Here is a 17,215-nt window from a genome sequence, read left to right as displayed (position 1 = left end):
GTGAGTAGTGAGTAGTGAGTAGTGAGTAGTGAGTAGTGTGTAGTGTGTAGTTCAGATCGTTGCATTGCTCATTGTTCGTTATGGTGTGAGTGTAAGACTACGGATGTATGATAGGGGCTGAGAGGTTAAAGGAGTATATTATGCGTGATTCAAAGACTCCGATAACAGTTAAAGCAGCTTTTCAATCTCTTCAAGCAGCGGGTTACCCGCGCTCTTTTGTTACGCGTTTCTTGCCGGAGTGGTGGGATAATAGTCTGCTGAAAACAAGCGCAGGGGCTCTACAGTTCGCACTGATTCTCCAGCAACGTTTAGGCCTCGATGTTAAATTCGGTCAAGATGGAGTTTTGTGTATTCAACCTCAATCAAATAAGACCCATACTAATTTTAAGCGTAGAATTGATACAAATGTTAATGAGTTAAATGTGGCTGCAAACCTAGGAGTCGCTGCAGCTCGCATAGCTGTTATAACTTCTCAGGTTCCATACAAACCACTTTCGTGTAATCCAAAGCTCTTATATGAAAATATACTCCAATTATCAGGTAAAAATTGCGTGGATTATGAAGGATTACTAGATTTCTGCTGGTTGTCTGGTATACCTGTCTTATTTTTGAAGGAAATGCCTAGAAATACAAAGCGTATGACTGGGATGGCGGTAATGGTTGATGGTCGACCGGTAATACTCCTTGGTTTTAACTACTCCCAATATGCAAAACAGTTGTTCGTACTAGCTCATGAGTTAGCTCACATTGTTTGTGGTCATCTTGAAAACAATGGCGCTTTAATAGATGAAGAGGTTTCAGGGATTAGCGAAGGATTGGAGGGTAGTGCGACTATTCGTAAAGATAGGCAGGAAATAGAGGCTGATCTTTTTGCACTTAATATTTTGCGAAATGGAAATATTGACGTTACTGATCTTATTCCTCGACAGACCTCATCAGCAGTACTCGCTGCCACTGCAATTGGAATCGGGGCACAGATGGGTATAGATGCTGGACACTTAATAGTTTCTTACGCCAAGGAGCATGATGACTGGATTCGAGCAAGTCAGGCTCTAAACTTTATAGAGCAGCGTGTTAGTGCAGTTGAAGTGTTGAAGGAAAGATTTTACTTAAATTCAGACCTTTCACGGCTTGGTGATGAAAGTAAAGAATACATCTTATCAGTTCAAGGATATTAAGGTAGTTGATTTGTACCTCCTAGACAGTGATGTTGCAAAGAAAATTTGTCAATACCAGTTGCTAGATGAGCTCACTGGCGCTCTAAAGTGTGGCTTAGATGACCTTTTAGTGCTACCTCAACTGAAGTTTCAACTGAAGCTTAAGGATGATAAAAAGGCCTTGGAAAAGCTCGGTTCTCCGGAGTCAGTGGAGCAGGCAAGGTTATTGGTTGAAAACGCATTAGAAGTGGAAATTATTGCTGAGTCTGCCAACCCAATTTTAGAGCTTAATAGACCCGATATTGATACCGGTGAAGCAATATTATTCGCTGCACTGTATGAGTCGAGTGATGACTCATTGCTTAGTGGTGATAAGAGAGCTTTCGTGGCGCTATCAAAGATTGAAGGAATGGCTTTAGTTGATTCGCTTTGGGCAAGAATGATAAGCATGGAAGAAGCAATGTTTATCATTTTAAAATCTTCAGATTTTGATTTGGTTTCTTCTAAAGTTAGAGCAAGAAAAGATGTAGACATGTCTTTGAGTATTGCATTTGGAAGAACTAGTAAAAATGAATTGAATGAGGTGTTTGATGCTCTCTTTAGTTTTATGAATAGTCTTCATGTTGATACTTTTGGGAAATATGTTTTACCCAAGTAGTTGTTTTCGTTTTGGATATATTTAATTTTTATATTGTGATATGCATTTAATGCATTTTTAGCCGGGCTTTAGTCGTTTCCTTCTGTTGCTTATTCCTGAAAAAAAGTTCCAAACTTTGATAACCTAATATTTAACTTGCTGTATTGGCAGCGGTAGTTGCTTCCTTTGTAAGTAGGATTGTTGAGCCCGTCAGGGCGAGTAAATTCATGGATTTGCCATACCAACGTTTGCGGCGGTATAGCAAATACCTATCCTGCCCTCCTAATCCATCGCATGATACCGCTTTATGCCGCTTCGAAAGCATATTTATTCTGGATTCTATAATTTCTTAGAATATTTATTAATAAATATCTTAATTTTAATCCCCTTAATGACAAGTTTCAGTTGTAGTGCGGCTATTGTGCGGGAAAGTGCGGTTGCAGTGCGCTTATTGTGCGATAAGAACTAAAACCTCCAAATTAAAACAGTTGGTTACGATATATCGTAAGTGTTCTCTGTTTGTTGCAAGGGTATCATTTTATAGCTTGATAAGAGGAGATTGCCTATGGAGCTTATAGAAGAACTTCGTATTGCTAGACTTAATAAGCCACCCACTAATGGAAAAGTAGCTTTCCTGAAAAATATTGACCAAATCAAAATAGCTTTAGATCAGGGTTATACAGCTGTGGATGTGTGGAGAGTTTTGCATACTAATGGAGAAATAAAAATCAACTACAACCAGTTTGCGTTGTATGTCAGGAGATTTATAAGAGGATGCGATCAATGAAGAAAAAAATCACCGTGTTTATATTGATTGGAACCCTGGTTGTATCATTACCAGTATATTCTGGTGGTGGAGGCTTAACAGGTGGAGCCACGGAAGTAACTCAGTTACTTAATAATGCTGAGTTGCTGGATATAGCCATTAAGGAAGCGGAAAACCTGGCCTATCAAATTCGGCAGTATGAAATTATGTATGAGAACTTCCGCAACCTGCCCAACCAAATCAAACAACAAGCGTTGGCGGATCTACAGGCGCTGGCCAGTATCGTGTCCACTGGCCGGGCTGTGGCTTATAGCTCTGGGCAGATCGACGAAGACTATCAGCGAGAATACCGCGACTTCGAATACTACTCGAAACGCCAGCAAGGCACCCATGATGAATTGGCAGAGCGGTACCTAGATTGGTCTCAATCTAACCATGACAGCGTACGTGGGGCACTCCGGGCGGCTGGTCTCCAGGCTCAGCAATTCGACCGGGAAGACTCTGCGCTTCGCACCATCGAAGCGCAAATGGAAAGCGCGGCCGGTACTAAGCAACTGCTCCAGGCGGGGGGCTCTATCGCTGCCATGCAGGTGGAACAGCTCCAAAAGCTCCGGCAGCTCCAAATGGCTCAAATTCAGCTACAGGCCAGCCATGTAGGTGGTCAGGTGGATCGGCAAGCAGAGGACGATTCTGCCTGGCATCGTGCAGTTGCGCCGCGTGATAACAACCCTGATACCCAGCAGCCCATCCAGGCCAATGACCTGTTTTGAGGAGTGAGAAATGAATACCAATACCAAAATTGTGATTGTGATTGTTGGGCTGATGGCGACTATCGCAACCGCAGCGGCCTTGTGGCAGACCGGCAAGGCGGAAGAAGATGCCGCCTGGGAGCGGGCTACTGCTCCGCGTGAAAGCCAGCCATCTTCGCAGCGTCCTATCACCAGTGATGATCTGTTCGGCTCAGGAGCCGGGGAGGATGGGCAATGAGATCTTGGCTATATCCATTGCTCTATGCTGGCCTGGCGCTGCTCAGCGGGCCTGTCGCCGCTGCTGATGGCGATATAGTCCGCGAGCTTCAAGAGGGTTTCCGAGACTCTGTAGCTTTGTGGTACGCCCCGCTGCAGCAAGTAGCGACCTGGCTGCTGCTATCGCTTGCGGTAATTTCCTATACCTGGTCAGCAAGTCAGATGGTGTTGCGAAATGCAGATTTGGGCGAGTTCGTGGCTGAGTTCGTCAGGTTGGTGATCTTCACTGGGTTCTTCCTGTTTCTGATCCAGGGTGGCCAGCAGTTGGCGGAAACCATGATCAAGGGTTGGATATGGATCGGTGGTCAGGCAACCAGTACCAGCTTGAGCCTGAGTGTGCCGGAAATCCTGGAGCGCGGATTTACCCTTGGTGGCGATATTATTTCAGCAGGCAGTGGCTTGAGCAGGATTGCTTACACCATTCTGGCGCTGCCGGTTGTGATCCTATATACGCTAATTGCTGCCTACGCTTTTTTTGTATTGGCTGAAATGTATGTGGTGACAGCAGCGGGAATCGTCTTGTTAGGCTTTGGTGGCTCTCAGTGGACGGTTGATTACGCCAAAAAATACATCACTTACACTATCAGCATCGGTGCCAAGCTCTATGTCATGTTCCTGGTCATCGGCGCGGGTGAGCAGTTTATCCACCAGTGGGCGGTGAATCAGGATCACGAGTCGTTCCGTGCCATTCTCGCCATCATTGGTGTGCTTTTGATGATGGCCATTCTGGTGAAGATGATTCCTGACGCGGTGCAGGGAATCATCAACGGGGCTTCTCTCGGCAGTGCAACGCCGACTGTAGGCGGTATGGCAAGGGCTGCCGGGTCTGTTGCTGTAGGGGCTGCTGTAGGCGCGGCGGGCGGCGCTATGGCCGTACGTGAGGCTTCAAAGCTGGCGGGTGAGCAGCTCGGTGGCAGTGGAGCGTTTGCCTCAGCAGCAGCTCCAGCCGGTGGATCACCGGGCGGCAGTTCCTTCCTGGGTGTTCCAACTGCTGGTTCGCCAGGCGGTGGTAGTGCACCAAGTGCTGGAACAGGGCCGCTTCCCATGCCAGGTAATGGTTCATCGGCGGCTGGTGTTACATCGGGGGCTGGGCGCATGGCCCACGCCGGTCAGACCATGAAGAATCTGACGAAAGCGGCAGGTGAAACCCTGGGGGGCAAGATCATGGGTGACTACAACGCCAGTCATGGTTCCTTCGGTGGCTCGATGGCGCAGAAGCTTCGGGCTGAACGGCTCGGCATGTCGGAAGGTGGCGAGCCAGCACATACGGATGGCCAGCAGAACAGCGGCCAGACCGGTGCCATGAGCGGCACTATCCGAGGCGCTTCTTCTACTGACGGCGGTAGTACGCATAATCAGACCCCCCAAGCCACGCATAATCGCCCCCCCTTTGAACCGGCAAGTAGCGAGCATGACGGCTCACAGCAGCCCTACATGTCACCTGCACGGAGACTGAACGATGATCAATGAACGCCCGCAAGCTCCTGTTTGGTATCTGCTAGCCTGGTTGGGAATAGTGCTTTTGCTGGTCGGCTTCGTCATCACCGGGTCATGGATTGCCTGGCTGATGCTGCCGGTATGCTATCCCTTCATCATGAAAGCCGTTTCGTGGCGGCCAGAACCCCAAGATCGTAACGGCAATCTTGATGCCTGACCGTTGCCATTAAAGTTACCTGTCGCGTAGGGGCGGTACGCATAATCGGACCCCCCCTACGTATAATCGCCCCCCCCTGGCTGAAAAGTCTCATCACCAGTACTGACTGTGCCGGGCGCTACCCGGCGTTTTAACGCCAAAAAGGGAAAGGAGTGCTTGCCTTGACGTCGAAATCAGTATGGTCAGCCCATCCATAATAATAAGAAGAATAATATTCTGATTATTCTTATGGCCACGGGTGTGCTTTCAGTGCCGTTTCACCAGCCCCCGAAATAGGCCGGGCAGTCATCGGGGCTCGGAGCGGGCGGGGGTGAAGGCCTTCTTTTTGGCGTTCAATCAGCAAGGCCAGCCCGCGCCTTCCAGGCGCGGGCTGTGCCGCGCAGGTAGTAGTTCTTAGTAACTACTAGTACGGATTTTGGCGAGGTCGCGGAAAGCCAGTATTGGCGGGCTTTCCAGCGATTTTTTGGAAGCCTAGACGTGACCGTTAATACGGTAAAACGTGACTGTTAATACGGTAGAGCGTGACCGTTGATACGGTACTACTCGCGCTCGACTGACCGTGGGCGTTTGATGGTCGCTTTCGCAGTAGCTCCCCGGCCCTCGATCAGTACCTGCCAGCCATGCAGTTTGCCGATATCATCCAGCGCTTTGCCGATTCGTTCTCTGCGTTTGCGATTGGTGGCAACAGACTTGCTGGGCGGCCCCCAGACCTTTTCAGCCAGCCGGTCAAGCCGGATACTGTTGCTGGCTCCCTGCCTAAGCCATGCCGACAGCCACGCATGGGTGAGCTGGGCGGCATCACTAAGCAATGCCCGGCGCTCAACCAGCGACACATAGACATGATGCCCTGACAGCGCCTCGGCAAGGCGGGAATTCAAGGCGATATGTAGCTGACCCTCGGGCGTCTCCGCATAGGACAGCAAGCGCATTGACCAGTCGTAGCCGTCTTTACGGGCACGGCAGCCCACCATGCTAAGGCGCTCCAGACAGTCCTCCAGGCGATTGTATTCGGCCTTGCCGGCTGCCATGCCTGCGGCCTGCAACAGCGCGTAGCGGGTCGTTTTGACCACTATAGCCTGATCCATTAGCGCCAGATCTTCGGGTTGCAGCCGTTGCCAAAGCTGCTGTGCTCTGCAATGACGAATGCCTGCATGTAACTCCTGCCTGTCTAGCACGCCTGCCAATGCGATCGTTGCCAGCAAGACAGATTGATCGCGGGCATCCAGTGCCCGCCACACATTGAATTTCAGCTTAAGCTCTTTGTGCTCATGTTCGATTGTAAGGCCGCCAGGGCGGCGACCGCGATACATGGTACGAAACAATGAAACAAGCCATAAAGCCGGGTCACAGCGGGCATATTCAACGCGAGTGAGGTTTTCAGCCAGTGTAGACATTCGTAGCCCGCCCCTTTTTGGCGTTTTCTTGTTTTGCAGGGACTAGCTCGACTGGTATCAACACGCCTTCTGCTTGGCGCTCGTACCAACGATCATCAAGATCTTCACCGTAATTGATTTTGCTGGAACCGAACCGCAAGAAATATTTACGCCGATCGTTACCGATTGGGCGACGATCAAAGGTGCGATCACTCAGAAGCTCGGCTTTATCCTCCGTCATCCGCTCGACAAAGCCGCACCAGCGAGCGTTGTCAATTAAGGCTGACGCACCTCGGGCCGCTTGCTGCTGTCCGGTTTGGCCCTCTCGGGCACTGTTCTTGTTTACATGGTGCAGGTAGAGCACTGAAGCGCCAGTGAGATAGGCAATCTGTTCCAGGCGTGACACCAGTTGGGCCATATCACCATTGCTGTTTTCATCAAGATGATGAACACGGCTCAGAGTGTCGATGACGATTATGCGCGCCCCATTACAGAAGCCCAGCATCCACTGCATATGGCGCTGATCCATGATGTTGAGCCCCTTGCCCATTATCGATTCCAGTACCAGGTTCTCAGCTATGGATACTCTGGCGGAATGACCCAAATGCTTTCCAATGGCATGGCTCCGCCGAAGCAAAACCACTTCTGGATCTTCGCCTGCGAGATAGATTACTCGTCCCGTTTTGGATGGGTTGAGTTTCAGAACGTCGCCGCCAGCAACACTGCATGCAATACACATTGCCGCTTCCAGAGCCCAATAGCTCTTGCCTGTCGCGCCAGGTGCTACCAACGCGCCCACGGTGCCCGCGAGAAAGCCGGGCCAGATGAAGTCCAAGGGTGGCGGTTCATTCTCAAAAGCCCACATCAGATCAATCGCCATGCCTCACCCCCTATCACCGCAGAGCCGGTCACTGTCCAGCAGTTCGGCAATTTGCGAAGTGCGGAAATAGACACGCCGACCGACTTTCAGCTTTGCCTGGTTGATCTCTGTTGCCCAGGGGTTGTTTGTACGCAGGCTTATGCGCAGACCGTCTGGTGAGCGGTCAAGAATAGTTGCCAGTTGGGGAAGGCTCAGTAGTGGGCCAAAACGGTCGAGAAGGGAGTCCTCGATAGTCATTGTGTAATCCTCCGTAATTGATGCTTGCCTTACGAAGGTTATGAATTTCGGGCTGGTTTGTATACTTACGATATATCGTAAGATCTTGAAAAATATGGATTTACTGCACTATAGCCGCACTGCAATCGCATTGAGCCGCACAATAAGCGCACTCAATGCCTTAAAGTTATGAATCGTGAGAAGAATATTCATAAATATTCTAAACCACAGTAAATTATCCTCTTTCATTGCGAAGAAATGCTGGGAGTGCAGCTTGGCGCGGTCATTGTTGCGGGCAGGATAGGCATTCGTCAGACCGCCAGTAAACTGGGGCCGTTCCGAATGCTGCAACTTATTCGGCCTGGCGGCCTCAACGTATCCTGTTTTGTGTCAGGAAAAATTTCATGCCGTTCGCAGTTATGTTTTTTGAGCGGCTTGTGAACGCTTCTGCTCAATGGCGTCCAGCTGGTCCACTAAGTCCTCAGTTCGCAAATGCGTATAGCGCCGTAGCATCTGCATAGACTTATGCCCACTAATAGCCGCAACCTGCTGGTCACTTAGGCCACCTTCAACAAAGCGACTAACTGCTTCGTGGCGGAGGTCATGAAAGCGTAGGTCTTTCATGCCAACACTTTCTTTGATATTCATCCAGACTTTGTTGAATGTGTAGGGTCTTCGCTGTCCGTCACGACCGGGTTCACCAAAGAAGATCAAGTTGGTATCGGGCGGGCGAACGGGATTGTCTATGGCCATCTGAAACTGTTCGACAGCAGCGCGAGTTAACGGCACTGTTCTTGGCATGGTGTTTTTGGTTTCTAGCAGCGTGACAATTCGTTTTTTCAGATTGACCTGTCCCAATGTCAAGGTTGTGATCTCAGACGAGCGCATTCCTGTCTCTATGGCGATTCTGACAATCCAGCCTAGCATTGGGTTGGAAAAGTCGTCTACGGCCTTGAGGAGGCGTATCTCTTCATCTTGAGTAATGCGCCGATTTCGACCTGGACCAGGAGCAGGGCGGTCAACATTGGTTTCCGGGTTGTAAGTGAGTCCAATACCCCATTCTTTAATAGCGATGTTGAAGAGGTGGCCAAGCAGCGCTAACTCCAAACGAACCGTATTACTTGAGCGGGGTTTGGGTTTGCCGTCCTTATCAAGGCGATCATGGCCAGAGAGTCGTTGGTCACGATACTTTGCAATGAGTTCTGGAGTGATTGCCGCTAAGGAGTATTTACCGAAGTAAGCTTTGAGTGGTGGTACCCTGGTTAATTCAGCTTTTTGAGTCCGCTCGCGCTTCTTGGAAGATATTTCTTTGATATAGCGATCAAGGGCGTCGCTGAAAAGCATTCGTTCGGCAGGTGCGCGTTGAATATAAACGCCACGAACCATTTCATCTTCAGTACGTCGTGCCCAATCTTCGGCATCGCGTTTTGTTCTGAAGGTTTTTACAGTCGTTGGGAAGCCTTTTTTGCGGATGAGGGCTTTCCAGGTTTTGGACTCTGTTCTGACAATTGTAGCCATGCTATTTCCTCACTTTCCTTGTACCTGACTGTACCGTTGCACTTTGTCAGTGTACCGAAATTGTACCGTTAGGAAATCCGTGAGGTCATCAGGTGTAGCGGAAAATACTTATCAATCTTTAATGTTCTGATTTTTAAGTATTTTTTAAGCTTGAAATGGTGGGCCCACCAGGACTTGAACCTGGGACCAACGGATTATGAGTCCGCTGCTCTGACCAACTGAGCTATAGGCCCGAAAAACGAGCGCCAATAATACAGATCTGTAGTCATTGGCGCAATAGTCTGAAACTACTCGGATTTATTCATCCAGGAAACTGCGCAGATGATCGGAGCGGCTTGGGTGACGCAGTTTGCGCAGAGCCTTGGCTTCGATCTGACGAATACGCTCACGCGTGACGTCAAACTGCTTGCCGACCTCTTCCAGAGTGTGGTCGGTGTTCATATCGATACCGAAGCGCATGCGCAGTACTTTGGCTTCACGTGCCGTCAGGCCAGACAAAACACTGCGAGTGGCTTCGCGCAGACCTTCACCGGTAGCGGTGTCGACCGGGGAGGTCATTACCACGTCTTCGATAAAGTCGCCGAGGCTTGAGTCTTCGTCGTCGCCGATCGGGGTTTCCATGGAGATCGGTTCTTTTGCGATCTTCAGTACCTTGCGGATCTTGTCTTCCGGCATATCCATGCGCTCAGCCAGCTCTTCAGGGGTGGGTTCGCGGCCCATCTCCTGCAGCATCTGGCGTGAGATGCGGTTCAGTTTGTTGATCGTCTCGATCATGTGTACCGGTATACGGATAGTGCGGGCCTGGTCAGCGATAGAGCGCGTGATCGCCTGACGTATCCACCAGGTGGCATAGGTCGAGAACTTGTAACCGCGACGGTATTCGAACTTGTCCACGGCTTTCATCAGGCCGATATTGCCTTCCTGGATCAGGTCGAGGAACTGCAGGCCGCGGTTGGTGTATTTTTTGGCGATGGAGATAACCAGGCGCAAGTTGGCCTCGACCATCTCTTTCTTGGCACGACGTGCGCGCGCTTCGCCGATCGACATGCGGCGGTTGACTTCTTTGATGTCCTGCAGCTTGATGCCGACATCATTCTCGATCTGGATCAGTTTACGCTGTGCGCGTTTCAGATCCATCAGGTTGGCTGCGACGTTCTTGGCATAAGAGGCATTACCAGCAGCGACAGATTCAAACCATTCAGGGTTGGTTTCATTGCCGGGGAAGCCCTTGATGAAATCCTTGCGAGGCATGCCCGAGCGCTGGGTGCAGATGCGCATGATGTTGCGCTCCTGTGCCCGAATGCGATCGATATAGTCACGCACGCGTGTCACCAGCAGGTCGTAAAAGCGTGGAGACAGTTTGATCGGCGCAAAGGATACTGCCAGTGTTTCTATTGCTGCTTTTACCTGTGGACTGCCTTCGCCATAGGCTTCACGGGCTGCCAGGAACTCATCCAGAGATTGCTGCAGCAGGCCAAAGCGCTGCTTGGCCTCTTCGGGATCCGGGCCGCGATCGCGCTCATCATCGGCGTCATCGCTGCTGTCGCCATCTTCATCGTCGTCATCATCGCTGTCGGTATCGTCATCTTCATCGTCGATCTCAATGACATCGACCTCTTCGACAGGGACATAGGAATCCGGGTCAATATAGCCGCTGAAGATATCACTCAGGCGACCCTCTTCGAGCAGGGTGGAGTTGTAAGCATCCAGTACCACATCAACACTGCCGGGGAAGGTAGACAGTGCCATCATCACTTCGCGGATGCCTTCTTCGATCCGTTTGGCGATTTCGATTTCTCCTTCGCGGGTCAGCAGCTCAACGGTGCCCATTTCACGCATATACATGCGCACAGGGTCGGTTGTGCGACCGGCGTCGGATTCAACGGCAGCCAGTGCGGCAACGGCTTCATCATCCGCTTCATCGACATTATCACCCTCGGTCATCAGGAGGGTTTCGGCATCCGGTGCTTCCTCGGAAACACTGATACCCATGTCGTTGATCATGCGGATGATATCTTCGACCTGATCCGGATCGGCAATATCTTCGGGCAGATGGTCATTGACCTCAGCGTAAGTGAGGTAACCCTGCTCTTTGCCTCGGGCAATAAGTTCCTTCAGGCGAGACTGCTGTTGGGAAGTATCTGACATAGAGCCCCTGCGGTGAATGCTGTGAGATGACTGGAAAGCAGAAAAATGAAGCGCAACATTATAGCGTCTGTAAGCTGAACTGAACAGATGAGAATATGGACGAAACACTCATAAATTGTAATAAACCTGATTAATTCGAGTTGGATGTGAGCCGTATGAGTTCTGCTAATTCAGTGAAGTCAAGGGCTTGCCTGTCGGCTACTTAAAGATAGTCCAACATATTGGGTTTGCCAAATCAGGTTAAAAAAATATTTCAGTGTTCGGTCTATTTCTGGTGCCTGGCCATCAGTAGTTGTTGCAATTGCTGCTTCTCGTCCTGAGTTAATGGGGACTGGCGTGACTTTTTCAAGAGCTGATCGAGTTTGCCTTCATCTGCACGTTGCAGCAGGCGTTGAAAAGCATCGCTAAGCAACTGCGCAGGGTTGATATCCCCAACCACCGGATCAAGGTGCGAGATTTCGTTCAGCGTCACCAGTGATGCGCTGAGTTCGGCGGATTGCTGCCAGTCAACCAGCAGGGTGCCAAGAGAAAGATTGGGTGCTGAGTTGAAGTAGCGGATCAGTGCTGCCAGTAAACCCGCATTGGGCTCATCGAGCTTTTCCAGCATGCTGGGGTCGGCAGCATCTGTTGCCAGTTGTGGATAGTGCAGCAGGATGGATATGGCACTGTTGACCAGGCTGCGTCGATTACCCTCGGTCTGGGTGGTTGGTCTGACCTGCTGGTAGCGAACTGGTGCTGCTGGAGCCTGTGTAGAGGCTGCTGCAGAGGGTGAGCCAGTGGATGTGCCTGAGTAGTACTCATGGGTCTGAGGCGAAGAGGCGCTCTGTGTGCTCTGGTGAAGGTTGATGACACTGTTGAGCTGATCGTGCGACAGGCCGGTGATTTCGCAAATGCGTTCAACCATCATTTCGCGCAACAGGCTAGGCTGCATCGACTGGATTTTCGGCAGTGCGTGAGTGGCAAAACGGGCACGTCCATCCATGCTGCTCAGGTCGGCATCTTCGCCGTGCAGGCGGAAGAAGAACTCGCTCAGTGGCAGGGCCTCGTTCACGCGCGCCTCAAACCCCTCCTGGCCCTCCTGTCTGATCAGGGTGTCTGGGTCTTCTCCTTCCGGGAGGAACAGGAATCGCACCTCCATGCCGTCCTTGATGATCGGCAATGCCACTTCCAATGCGCGCGCAGCAGCTGTGCGACCCGCCTGATCGCCATCAAAACAGAAGATCAGTTCCGGAACCAGCTTGAACAGGCGCGACAGATGCTGGCCGGAAGTGGCGGTGCCCAGGGTGGCAACGGACCAGGTGATGCCGTGTTGAGCCAGCCCTACCACGTCCATATAGCCCTCCACAATCAGCAGGCGGGTCAGGCTGCGTGTATGCTGGCGGGCCTCGTACAGGCCATACAGCTCGCGGCCTTTGTGGAAGGTATCGGTTTCGGGCGAGTTCAGGTATTTGGGTTTTTCATCCGTCAGGACACGTCCGCCAAAGGCGATGACACGACCGCGCATATCCCGGATAGGGAACATGATGCGATCACGGAAGCGGTCGTAATAACGCTCGCGCTCTTCGTTGTGGATCACCAGGCCGATCTGCTCCAGTTTCTGGGCTGCTTCGCTCAGGTCGTAGTAATCCTTGAGCAGGTTGTCCCAGCCAGGCGGGGCGAAGCCTATCTGAAAGCGGCTGGCGATCTTGCCTGACAGCCCTCGACCCTTGAGGTAGTCGACGGCGCGCTGTCGATCAGTATGGGTGCGTAGCTGCTGCTGGAAAAACAGGTTGGCGCGTTCCAGTAGCTGGTACTGTTGTTTCAGGCGCTCTTCGTGCTGATTATCGCTGTTATGGCTCTCTTCTCGCGGGACTTCAACACCGGCGAGCTTGGCCAGTTCTTCGATCGCTTCGGGAAATGAAAGGCGCTCATACTCCATGATAAAGCCGATGGCATTTCCGCCGGCGCCGCAGCCGAAACAGTAATAAAGCTGTTTGTCTGGTGCAACGGTGAAGGAGGGTGACTTCTCTTGATGGAATGGACACAGGCCTGCGTAGTTTTTGCCGCTACGCTTGATTTTGACGCGACTCTCCACTACGTCAAGGATATTGACGCGTGCCAGTAGGTCGTCGATGAAGTGCTGTGGTATGCGTCCGGCCATGATGTCTCCGCTGTATCATTGCAGCGAGAGCAGGGTAAGGGCTGAAGCGCTTTACTGCAACCGCTCTTTGATCTGAGCGGAGACGGCTCCCATATCGGCGCGCCCCTGAATCTGAGGTCTGACCAGGGCCATTACCTGTCCCATTGCCTGCATCGAGCTTGCGCCCGTGTCGGCGATGGCTTGATCGACTATCTCTTTTATCTCACTATCACTGAGAGGCTGCGGCAGGAAAGTTTTAATCACCTCCGACTCCTGCTGCTCCTTGTCTGCCAGTTCAGGGCGCTCAGCCGCCTGATACTGGGCAATCGACTCGCGACGCTGCTTTAACATCTTGTCCAGCGTGACGATAACGCGTGCATCATCCAGTGTTATTCTCTCGTCTATCTCGATACGGTTCAGTTCTGACAGCATCATGCGAATAGTGCCGAGGCGGACTTTGTCCTTTGCCCTCATGGCATCTTTCATCTGTTCTGTAATCTGTGCTTTCAGATCAGACATGATAGCTTCCCGTATGAGTGATCGAGCGCCTGAATGGTCGCTGTATCAACGATTACGTATTCTACTCAAACAAAGTTTGCAGTTGATCACATTCGAAATGAATGGATCTCAGTAAAGACGTACGCGACGAGACTGTTCACGTGACAGTTTTTTAGCGTGACGCTTAACCGCAGCCGCTGCTTTACGCTTGCGAACGGTTGTGGGTTTTTCGTAGCACTCACGACGACGTACTTCAGCCAGAACACCGGCTTTTTCGCATGAACGCTTGAAGCGACGCAGGGCAACGTCAAACGGCTCGTTGTCTTTAACTTTTACAGCTGGCATCTAAATCCTACCTTGCAATTAATGGGGTTTTGTATGATCCGACGCCTCCTGAAAAGGGGTTGTCCGATCAAGGCACGAAATTTTACTGACCACAGGGCCTGAAGTAAAGAAAGAAAGCTCGAAATCTCTACATTCATAAAGGATAATAGTCTGCTCTGCCGCTGCTGTAAAAGAAACAGGGGTCGGAAATGAACATTAAGAGTGATGAAAATGCGAGTATTGGGGATAGAAACCTCCTGTGACGAAACAGGTGTAGCGCTGTATGACAGTGAGAAAGGGCTGTTGTCGGATGCGCTGTACAGTCAGGTGAAGATGCATGCGGAGTACGGTGGCGTCGTGCCGGAGCTGGCTTCGCGGGACCATATTCGTAAACTGCTGCCGCTGATTCGCGAGGTGCTGCACAAGGCAGACCTGACGATGCCTGATGTTGATGCCATTGCCTACACGGCAGGCCCCGGGCTGATCGGTGCGCTGATGGTGGGTGCGTCCACCGCTCGTGCGCTGGCGCTGGGTCTGAATATTCCTGCGATCGGTGTGCATCATATGGAGGGGCATCTGTTGGCGCCGATGCTGGAGGATAACCCCCCGGCCTTTCCTTTCGTGGCACTGCTGGTATCCGGTGGGCATACGCAGCTGGTCAAGGTGACAGATATCGGGCAGTACCACTTGCTGGGTGAATCGCTGGATGATGCTGCTGGTGAGGCCTTCGATAAGGCGGCCAAGATGCTGGGTCTTGATTATCCCGGTGGCCCTCTGATCGCAAAGCTGGCTGTTCAGGGCGATCGTCAGCGCTTCACCTTCCCGCGCCCCATGACAGATCGGCCAGGGCTGGACTTCAGCTTTTCTGGCCTGAAGACCTTTACGCTTAACACGGCGAACGCTCATCGCGATGAGCAGGGTAGGATTGATGATCAGACGCGGGCGGATATCGCAGCGGCGTTTGAGGAGGCAGTTGTGGATACGCTGGCAATTAAATGTCGGCGTGCGCTGCAGCAGACCGGTTTGAAGCAACTGGTGATTGCAGGTGGCGTGAGTGCCAATCAGCGGTTGCGGGAAAAACTCGGCGACGCTGTGGAGAAGGAGCGTGCAGGGCTTTTCTATGCACGCCCACGTTTCTGTACCGATAATGGAGCGATGATTGCCTATGCGGGTTGTCAGCGTTTAATGGCGGGGCAGAGTAGTGATCTTACGATTCTGGCCAAACCGCGCTGGCCCATGGATACCTTGGCAAGTATCTGATTGTGTGATTTCAGTGCCAATTTTTGTATATGCGGACCTATCCCGGATGCCTTGTGTGAGACGCCGTGTATACATCCCTGTAGGCTTGAATGCCGCATCCCTGCGGCATACACTCACCCAAGACCTCCGGGATAGGCTCTTATTCCCAACCTGTTGGACTCAGAAACGGCGCTCTTTACCGCTGATCAGATTACGGATGTTGGGGCTGTGGCGGGCAATCAGCAGCAGGGCGATCAATGCCATCGGGCTGAGTAGCTCCGGAGCCATCAGATAGATGCCCGGTAGTGTGATCAGCGCCATGCATAGTGACGCAATGGATGCGGTTCGTGTCATTGTGACGATAGTCAGCCAGGTCAGTACCTGTAAAATAAACACGGGCCAGCTCAGCATCAGGGTACAGCCAAGTGTTGTCGCGACACCCTTTCCGCCACGAAAGGCGCCCAGCATAGGGAACAGGTGACCCAGTACGACCGCCAGTGCGCACAGTCCCGTAACACCGGGTGTGAGATTTGCCAGTTGTGCCAGCCAGATTGCCAGAATGCCCTTGCCCAGGTCACCGGCGAGGGTCAGGGCAGCTGCGACACGGTTGCCGATACGCAGTACATTGCTGGTTCCGGGGTTGCCGGAACCCTGTTGACGAGGGTCCGCGATCCCCATAGAGTGGCACACCAACAGAGCGGTCGGTATTGAACCGAGCAGATAAGCAACGCTGATCAGTGCCGGTTCCAGCAGGCTATTGATTGGCATAAGCATAATCACAGGATAGATGATGGATCTAGTTTACATACGCGAGCTGCAAGTGGAAACGATAATCGGGATCTATGACTGGGAACGTCAGGTGCGCCAGACGGTCAGTCTTGATCTGGAGATGGGCACCGATATTCGTGCTGCAGCAGCAACTGAAGATATCGAGAACACACTGAACTACAAAAGTGTCTCCAAGCGCCTGATCTCCTTTATCAGCGAAAGCGAGTTCCTGCTGGTCGAAACCATGGCCGAAGAGATAGCACAGCTGGTGCTGGATGAGTTCTCCGTACCCTGGTTGCGTCTGCGCCTGGGTAAGCCGGGTGCGATTCGTGGTGCCAAGGATGTGGGCGTGATTATCGAGCGAGGAGAGCGCATCTGATGGCAAGAGTGTATCTGAGCCTTGGCAGCAATGTTGATCGTGAACATTACGTCAGTGTGGCGCTGGATGCTCTGAGTGAGCAGTTTGGTGCACTTGAACTGTCATCCGTTTATGAAAGCGAAGCGGTCGGTTTCGACGGCGACGTCTTCTATAATCTGGTCGTGGGCATTGATACAGATCTTTCCATAGACGCCTTGTCGCTGGTACTCAAATCGATTGAAGATCGCAATGGTCGAGAGCGCAGCGGTCCACGATTCAGTGCTCGTACACTGGATATAGACATCTTGACCTACGATGATTGTGTAGGGCGGTTTGGCAAGATTCAGCTACCGCGCGATGAAGTGCTGAAAAATGCATTTGTACTCCTGCCACTCGCCGAGATAGCACCTGATGAGCTGCACCCGGAATGTGGCAGGACCTATGCCAGCCTGTGGCAGGATTACGACCGTGATCAGAAACTCTGGACGGTCGATTTCAAATGGCAGGGAAAAATAATCTCAAAAAGCTAAAAGAA

Annotated in this window: 19 protein-coding genes and 1 tRNA gene; 10 read left to right on the top strand and 10 right to left on the bottom strand. The window is 51.7% G+C overall.

What is annotated here, in order from left to right; translation table 11 throughout:
• Window positions 1–140: 140 nt before the first annotated feature.
• From F7R27_RS08520 to F7R27_RS08490, 7 genes are all read left to right on the top strand, one after another.
• Entirely contained in the window at window positions 141–1,178 is a 1,038-nt protein-coding gene (locus tag F7R27_RS08520) for an ImmA/IrrE family metallo-endopeptidase (RefSeq protein ID WP_168927463.1), read from the top strand.
• Window positions 1,138–1,815 (top strand): hypothetical protein, encoded by a 678-nt coding sequence (locus F7R27_RS08515; protein WP_151703821.1) that lies wholly within the window; start codon window positions 1,138–1,140, stop codon window positions 1,813–1,815. The genes F7R27_RS08520 and F7R27_RS08515 overlap by 41 nt, the downstream gene beginning before the upstream one ends.
• Before the next feature lie 544 nt (window positions 1,816–2,359).
• Window positions 2,360–2,581 carry a TraK family protein gene (locus tag F7R27_RS08510; protein ID WP_151703820.1) on the top strand — a complete coding sequence of 74 codons (222 nt, stop codon included), beginning with the start codon at window positions 2,360–2,362 and terminating at the stop codon, window positions 2,579–2,581.
• On the top strand, window positions 2,578–3,330 hold the full coding sequence (gene trbJ, locus F7R27_RS08505; RefSeq protein ID WP_168927462.1) for a P-type conjugative transfer protein TrbJ: 753 nt from the start codon (window positions 2,578–2,580) through the stop codon (window positions 3,328–3,330). Before F7R27_RS08510 ends, trbJ begins: the two co-directional genes overlap by 4 nt.
• A gap of 10 nt (window positions 3,331–3,340) precedes the next feature.
• On the top strand, window positions 3,341–3,547 hold the full coding sequence (locus F7R27_RS08500; RefSeq protein WP_151703818.1) for a hypothetical protein: 207 nt from the start codon (window positions 3,341–3,343) through the stop codon (window positions 3,545–3,547).
• The gene (gene trbL, locus F7R27_RS08495) at window positions 3,544–5,055 is read left to right on the top strand and encodes a P-type conjugative transfer protein TrbL (protein ID WP_151703817.1); all 1,512 of its coding nucleotides are present in this window, start codon (window positions 3,544–3,546) and stop codon (window positions 5,053–5,055) included. Before F7R27_RS08500 ends, trbL begins: the two co-directional genes overlap by 4 nt.
• Window positions 5,045–5,239: a hypothetical protein gene (locus F7R27_RS08490; RefSeq protein WP_151703816.1), complete on the top strand. Its 195-nt coding sequence runs from the start codon at window positions 5,045–5,047 to the stop codon at window positions 5,237–5,239. Before trbL ends, F7R27_RS08490 begins: the two co-directional genes overlap by 11 nt.
• Before the next feature lie 539 nt (window positions 5,240–5,778).
• On the opposite strand, the gene repC is transcribed toward F7R27_RS08490, so the two are convergent.
• The 9 genes from repC to rpsU all read right to left on the bottom strand — a co-directional run bounded on the left by repC (window position 5,779) and on the right by rpsU (window position 14,336).
• The gene (gene repC, locus F7R27_RS08485; protein ID WP_151703815.1) at window positions 5,779–6,633 is read right to left on the bottom strand and encodes a replication protein C, IncQ-type; all 855 of its coding nucleotides are present in this window, start codon (window positions 6,631–6,633) and stop codon (window positions 5,779–5,781) included.
• A complete protein-coding gene (locus tag F7R27_RS08480; protein ID WP_151703814.1) occupies window positions 6,617–7,492 on the bottom strand; it encodes a helicase RepA family protein in 876 nt (291 codons plus the stop codon). The genes repC and F7R27_RS08480 overlap by 17 nt, the downstream gene beginning before the upstream one ends.
• 3 nt (window positions 7,493–7,495) lie before the next feature.
• On the bottom strand, window positions 7,496–7,729 hold the full coding sequence (locus tag F7R27_RS08475) for a DNA-binding protein (RefSeq protein ID WP_151703813.1): 234 nt from the start codon (window positions 7,727–7,729) through the stop codon (window positions 7,496–7,498).
• Window positions 7,730–8,125: 396 nt separating this feature from the next.
• Window positions 8,126–9,226 carry a site-specific integrase gene (locus tag F7R27_RS08470; RefSeq protein ID WP_151703812.1) on the bottom strand — a complete coding sequence of 367 codons (1,101 nt, stop codon included), beginning with the start codon at window positions 9,224–9,226 and terminating at the stop codon, window positions 8,126–8,128.
• A gap of 156 nt (window positions 9,227–9,382) precedes the next feature.
• Window positions 9,383–9,459: transfer RNA gene (locus tag F7R27_RS08465), tRNA-Ile, on the bottom strand.
• Window positions 9,460–9,523: 64 nt separating this feature from the next.
• Window positions 9,524–11,374: an RNA polymerase sigma factor RpoD gene (rpoD, locus tag F7R27_RS08460; protein ID WP_151703811.1), complete on the bottom strand. Its 1,851-nt coding sequence runs from the start codon at window positions 11,372–11,374 to the stop codon at window positions 9,524–9,526.
• A gap of 265 nt (window positions 11,375–11,639) precedes the next feature.
• Entirely contained in the window at window positions 11,640–13,514 is a 1,875-nt protein-coding gene (dnaG, locus tag F7R27_RS08455; RefSeq protein WP_151703810.1) for a DNA primase, read from the bottom strand.
• Window positions 13,515–13,565: 51 nt separating this feature from the next.
• Window positions 13,566–14,012 (bottom strand): GatB/YqeY domain-containing protein, encoded by a 447-nt coding sequence (locus F7R27_RS08450; RefSeq protein WP_151703809.1) that lies wholly within the window; start codon window positions 14,010–14,012, stop codon window positions 13,566–13,568.
• A 108-nt stretch (window positions 14,013–14,120) separates the two neighbouring features.
• Entirely contained in the window at window positions 14,121–14,336 is a 216-nt protein-coding gene (gene rpsU, locus F7R27_RS08445; RefSeq protein WP_151703808.1) for a 30S ribosomal protein S21, read from the bottom strand.
• Window positions 14,337–14,546: 210 nt separating this feature from the next.
• Between rpsU and tsaD the strand changes: the two genes are divergently transcribed.
• On the top strand, window positions 14,547–15,575 hold the full coding sequence (gene tsaD, locus F7R27_RS08440; protein ID WP_151704141.1) for a tRNA (adenosine(37)-N6)-threonylcarbamoyltransferase complex transferase subunit TsaD: 1,029 nt from the start codon (window positions 14,547–14,549) through the stop codon (window positions 15,573–15,575).
• A 159-nt stretch (window positions 15,576–15,734) separates the two neighbouring features.
• Here the strand turns inward: tsaD and plsY are convergent, their stop codons facing one another.
• On the bottom strand, window positions 15,735–16,322 hold the full coding sequence (plsY, locus tag F7R27_RS08435) for a glycerol-3-phosphate 1-O-acyltransferase PlsY (RefSeq protein ID WP_151703807.1): 588 nt from the start codon (window positions 16,320–16,322) through the stop codon (window positions 15,735–15,737).
• Window positions 16,323–16,344: 22 nt separating this feature from the next.
• Between plsY and folB the strand changes: the two genes are divergently transcribed.
• Window positions 16,345–16,701 (top strand): dihydroneopterin aldolase, encoded by a 357-nt coding sequence (gene folB / locus F7R27_RS08430; RefSeq protein WP_151703806.1) that lies wholly within the window; start codon window positions 16,345–16,347, stop codon window positions 16,699–16,701.
• Complete coding sequence (gene folK, locus F7R27_RS08425) at window positions 16,701–17,210, top strand: 2-amino-4-hydroxy-6-hydroxymethyldihydropteridine diphosphokinase (protein ID WP_151703805.1); 510 nt, start codon at window positions 16,701–16,703, stop codon at window positions 17,208–17,210. Before folB ends, folK begins: the two co-directional genes overlap by 1 nt.
• Window positions 17,211–17,215: the final 5 nt, after the last annotated feature.

Origin of the sequence: Nitrincola alkalilacustris (genome assembly GCF_008973755.1) — a bacterium.
GTDB classification, from domain to species: domain Bacteria; phylum Pseudomonadota; class Gammaproteobacteria; order Pseudomonadales; family Balneatricaceae; genus Nitrincola; species Nitrincola alkalilacustris.
Note: the sequence above shows the minus strand (reverse complement) of the source record. Positions and strands in the feature narration are given on the sequence as shown.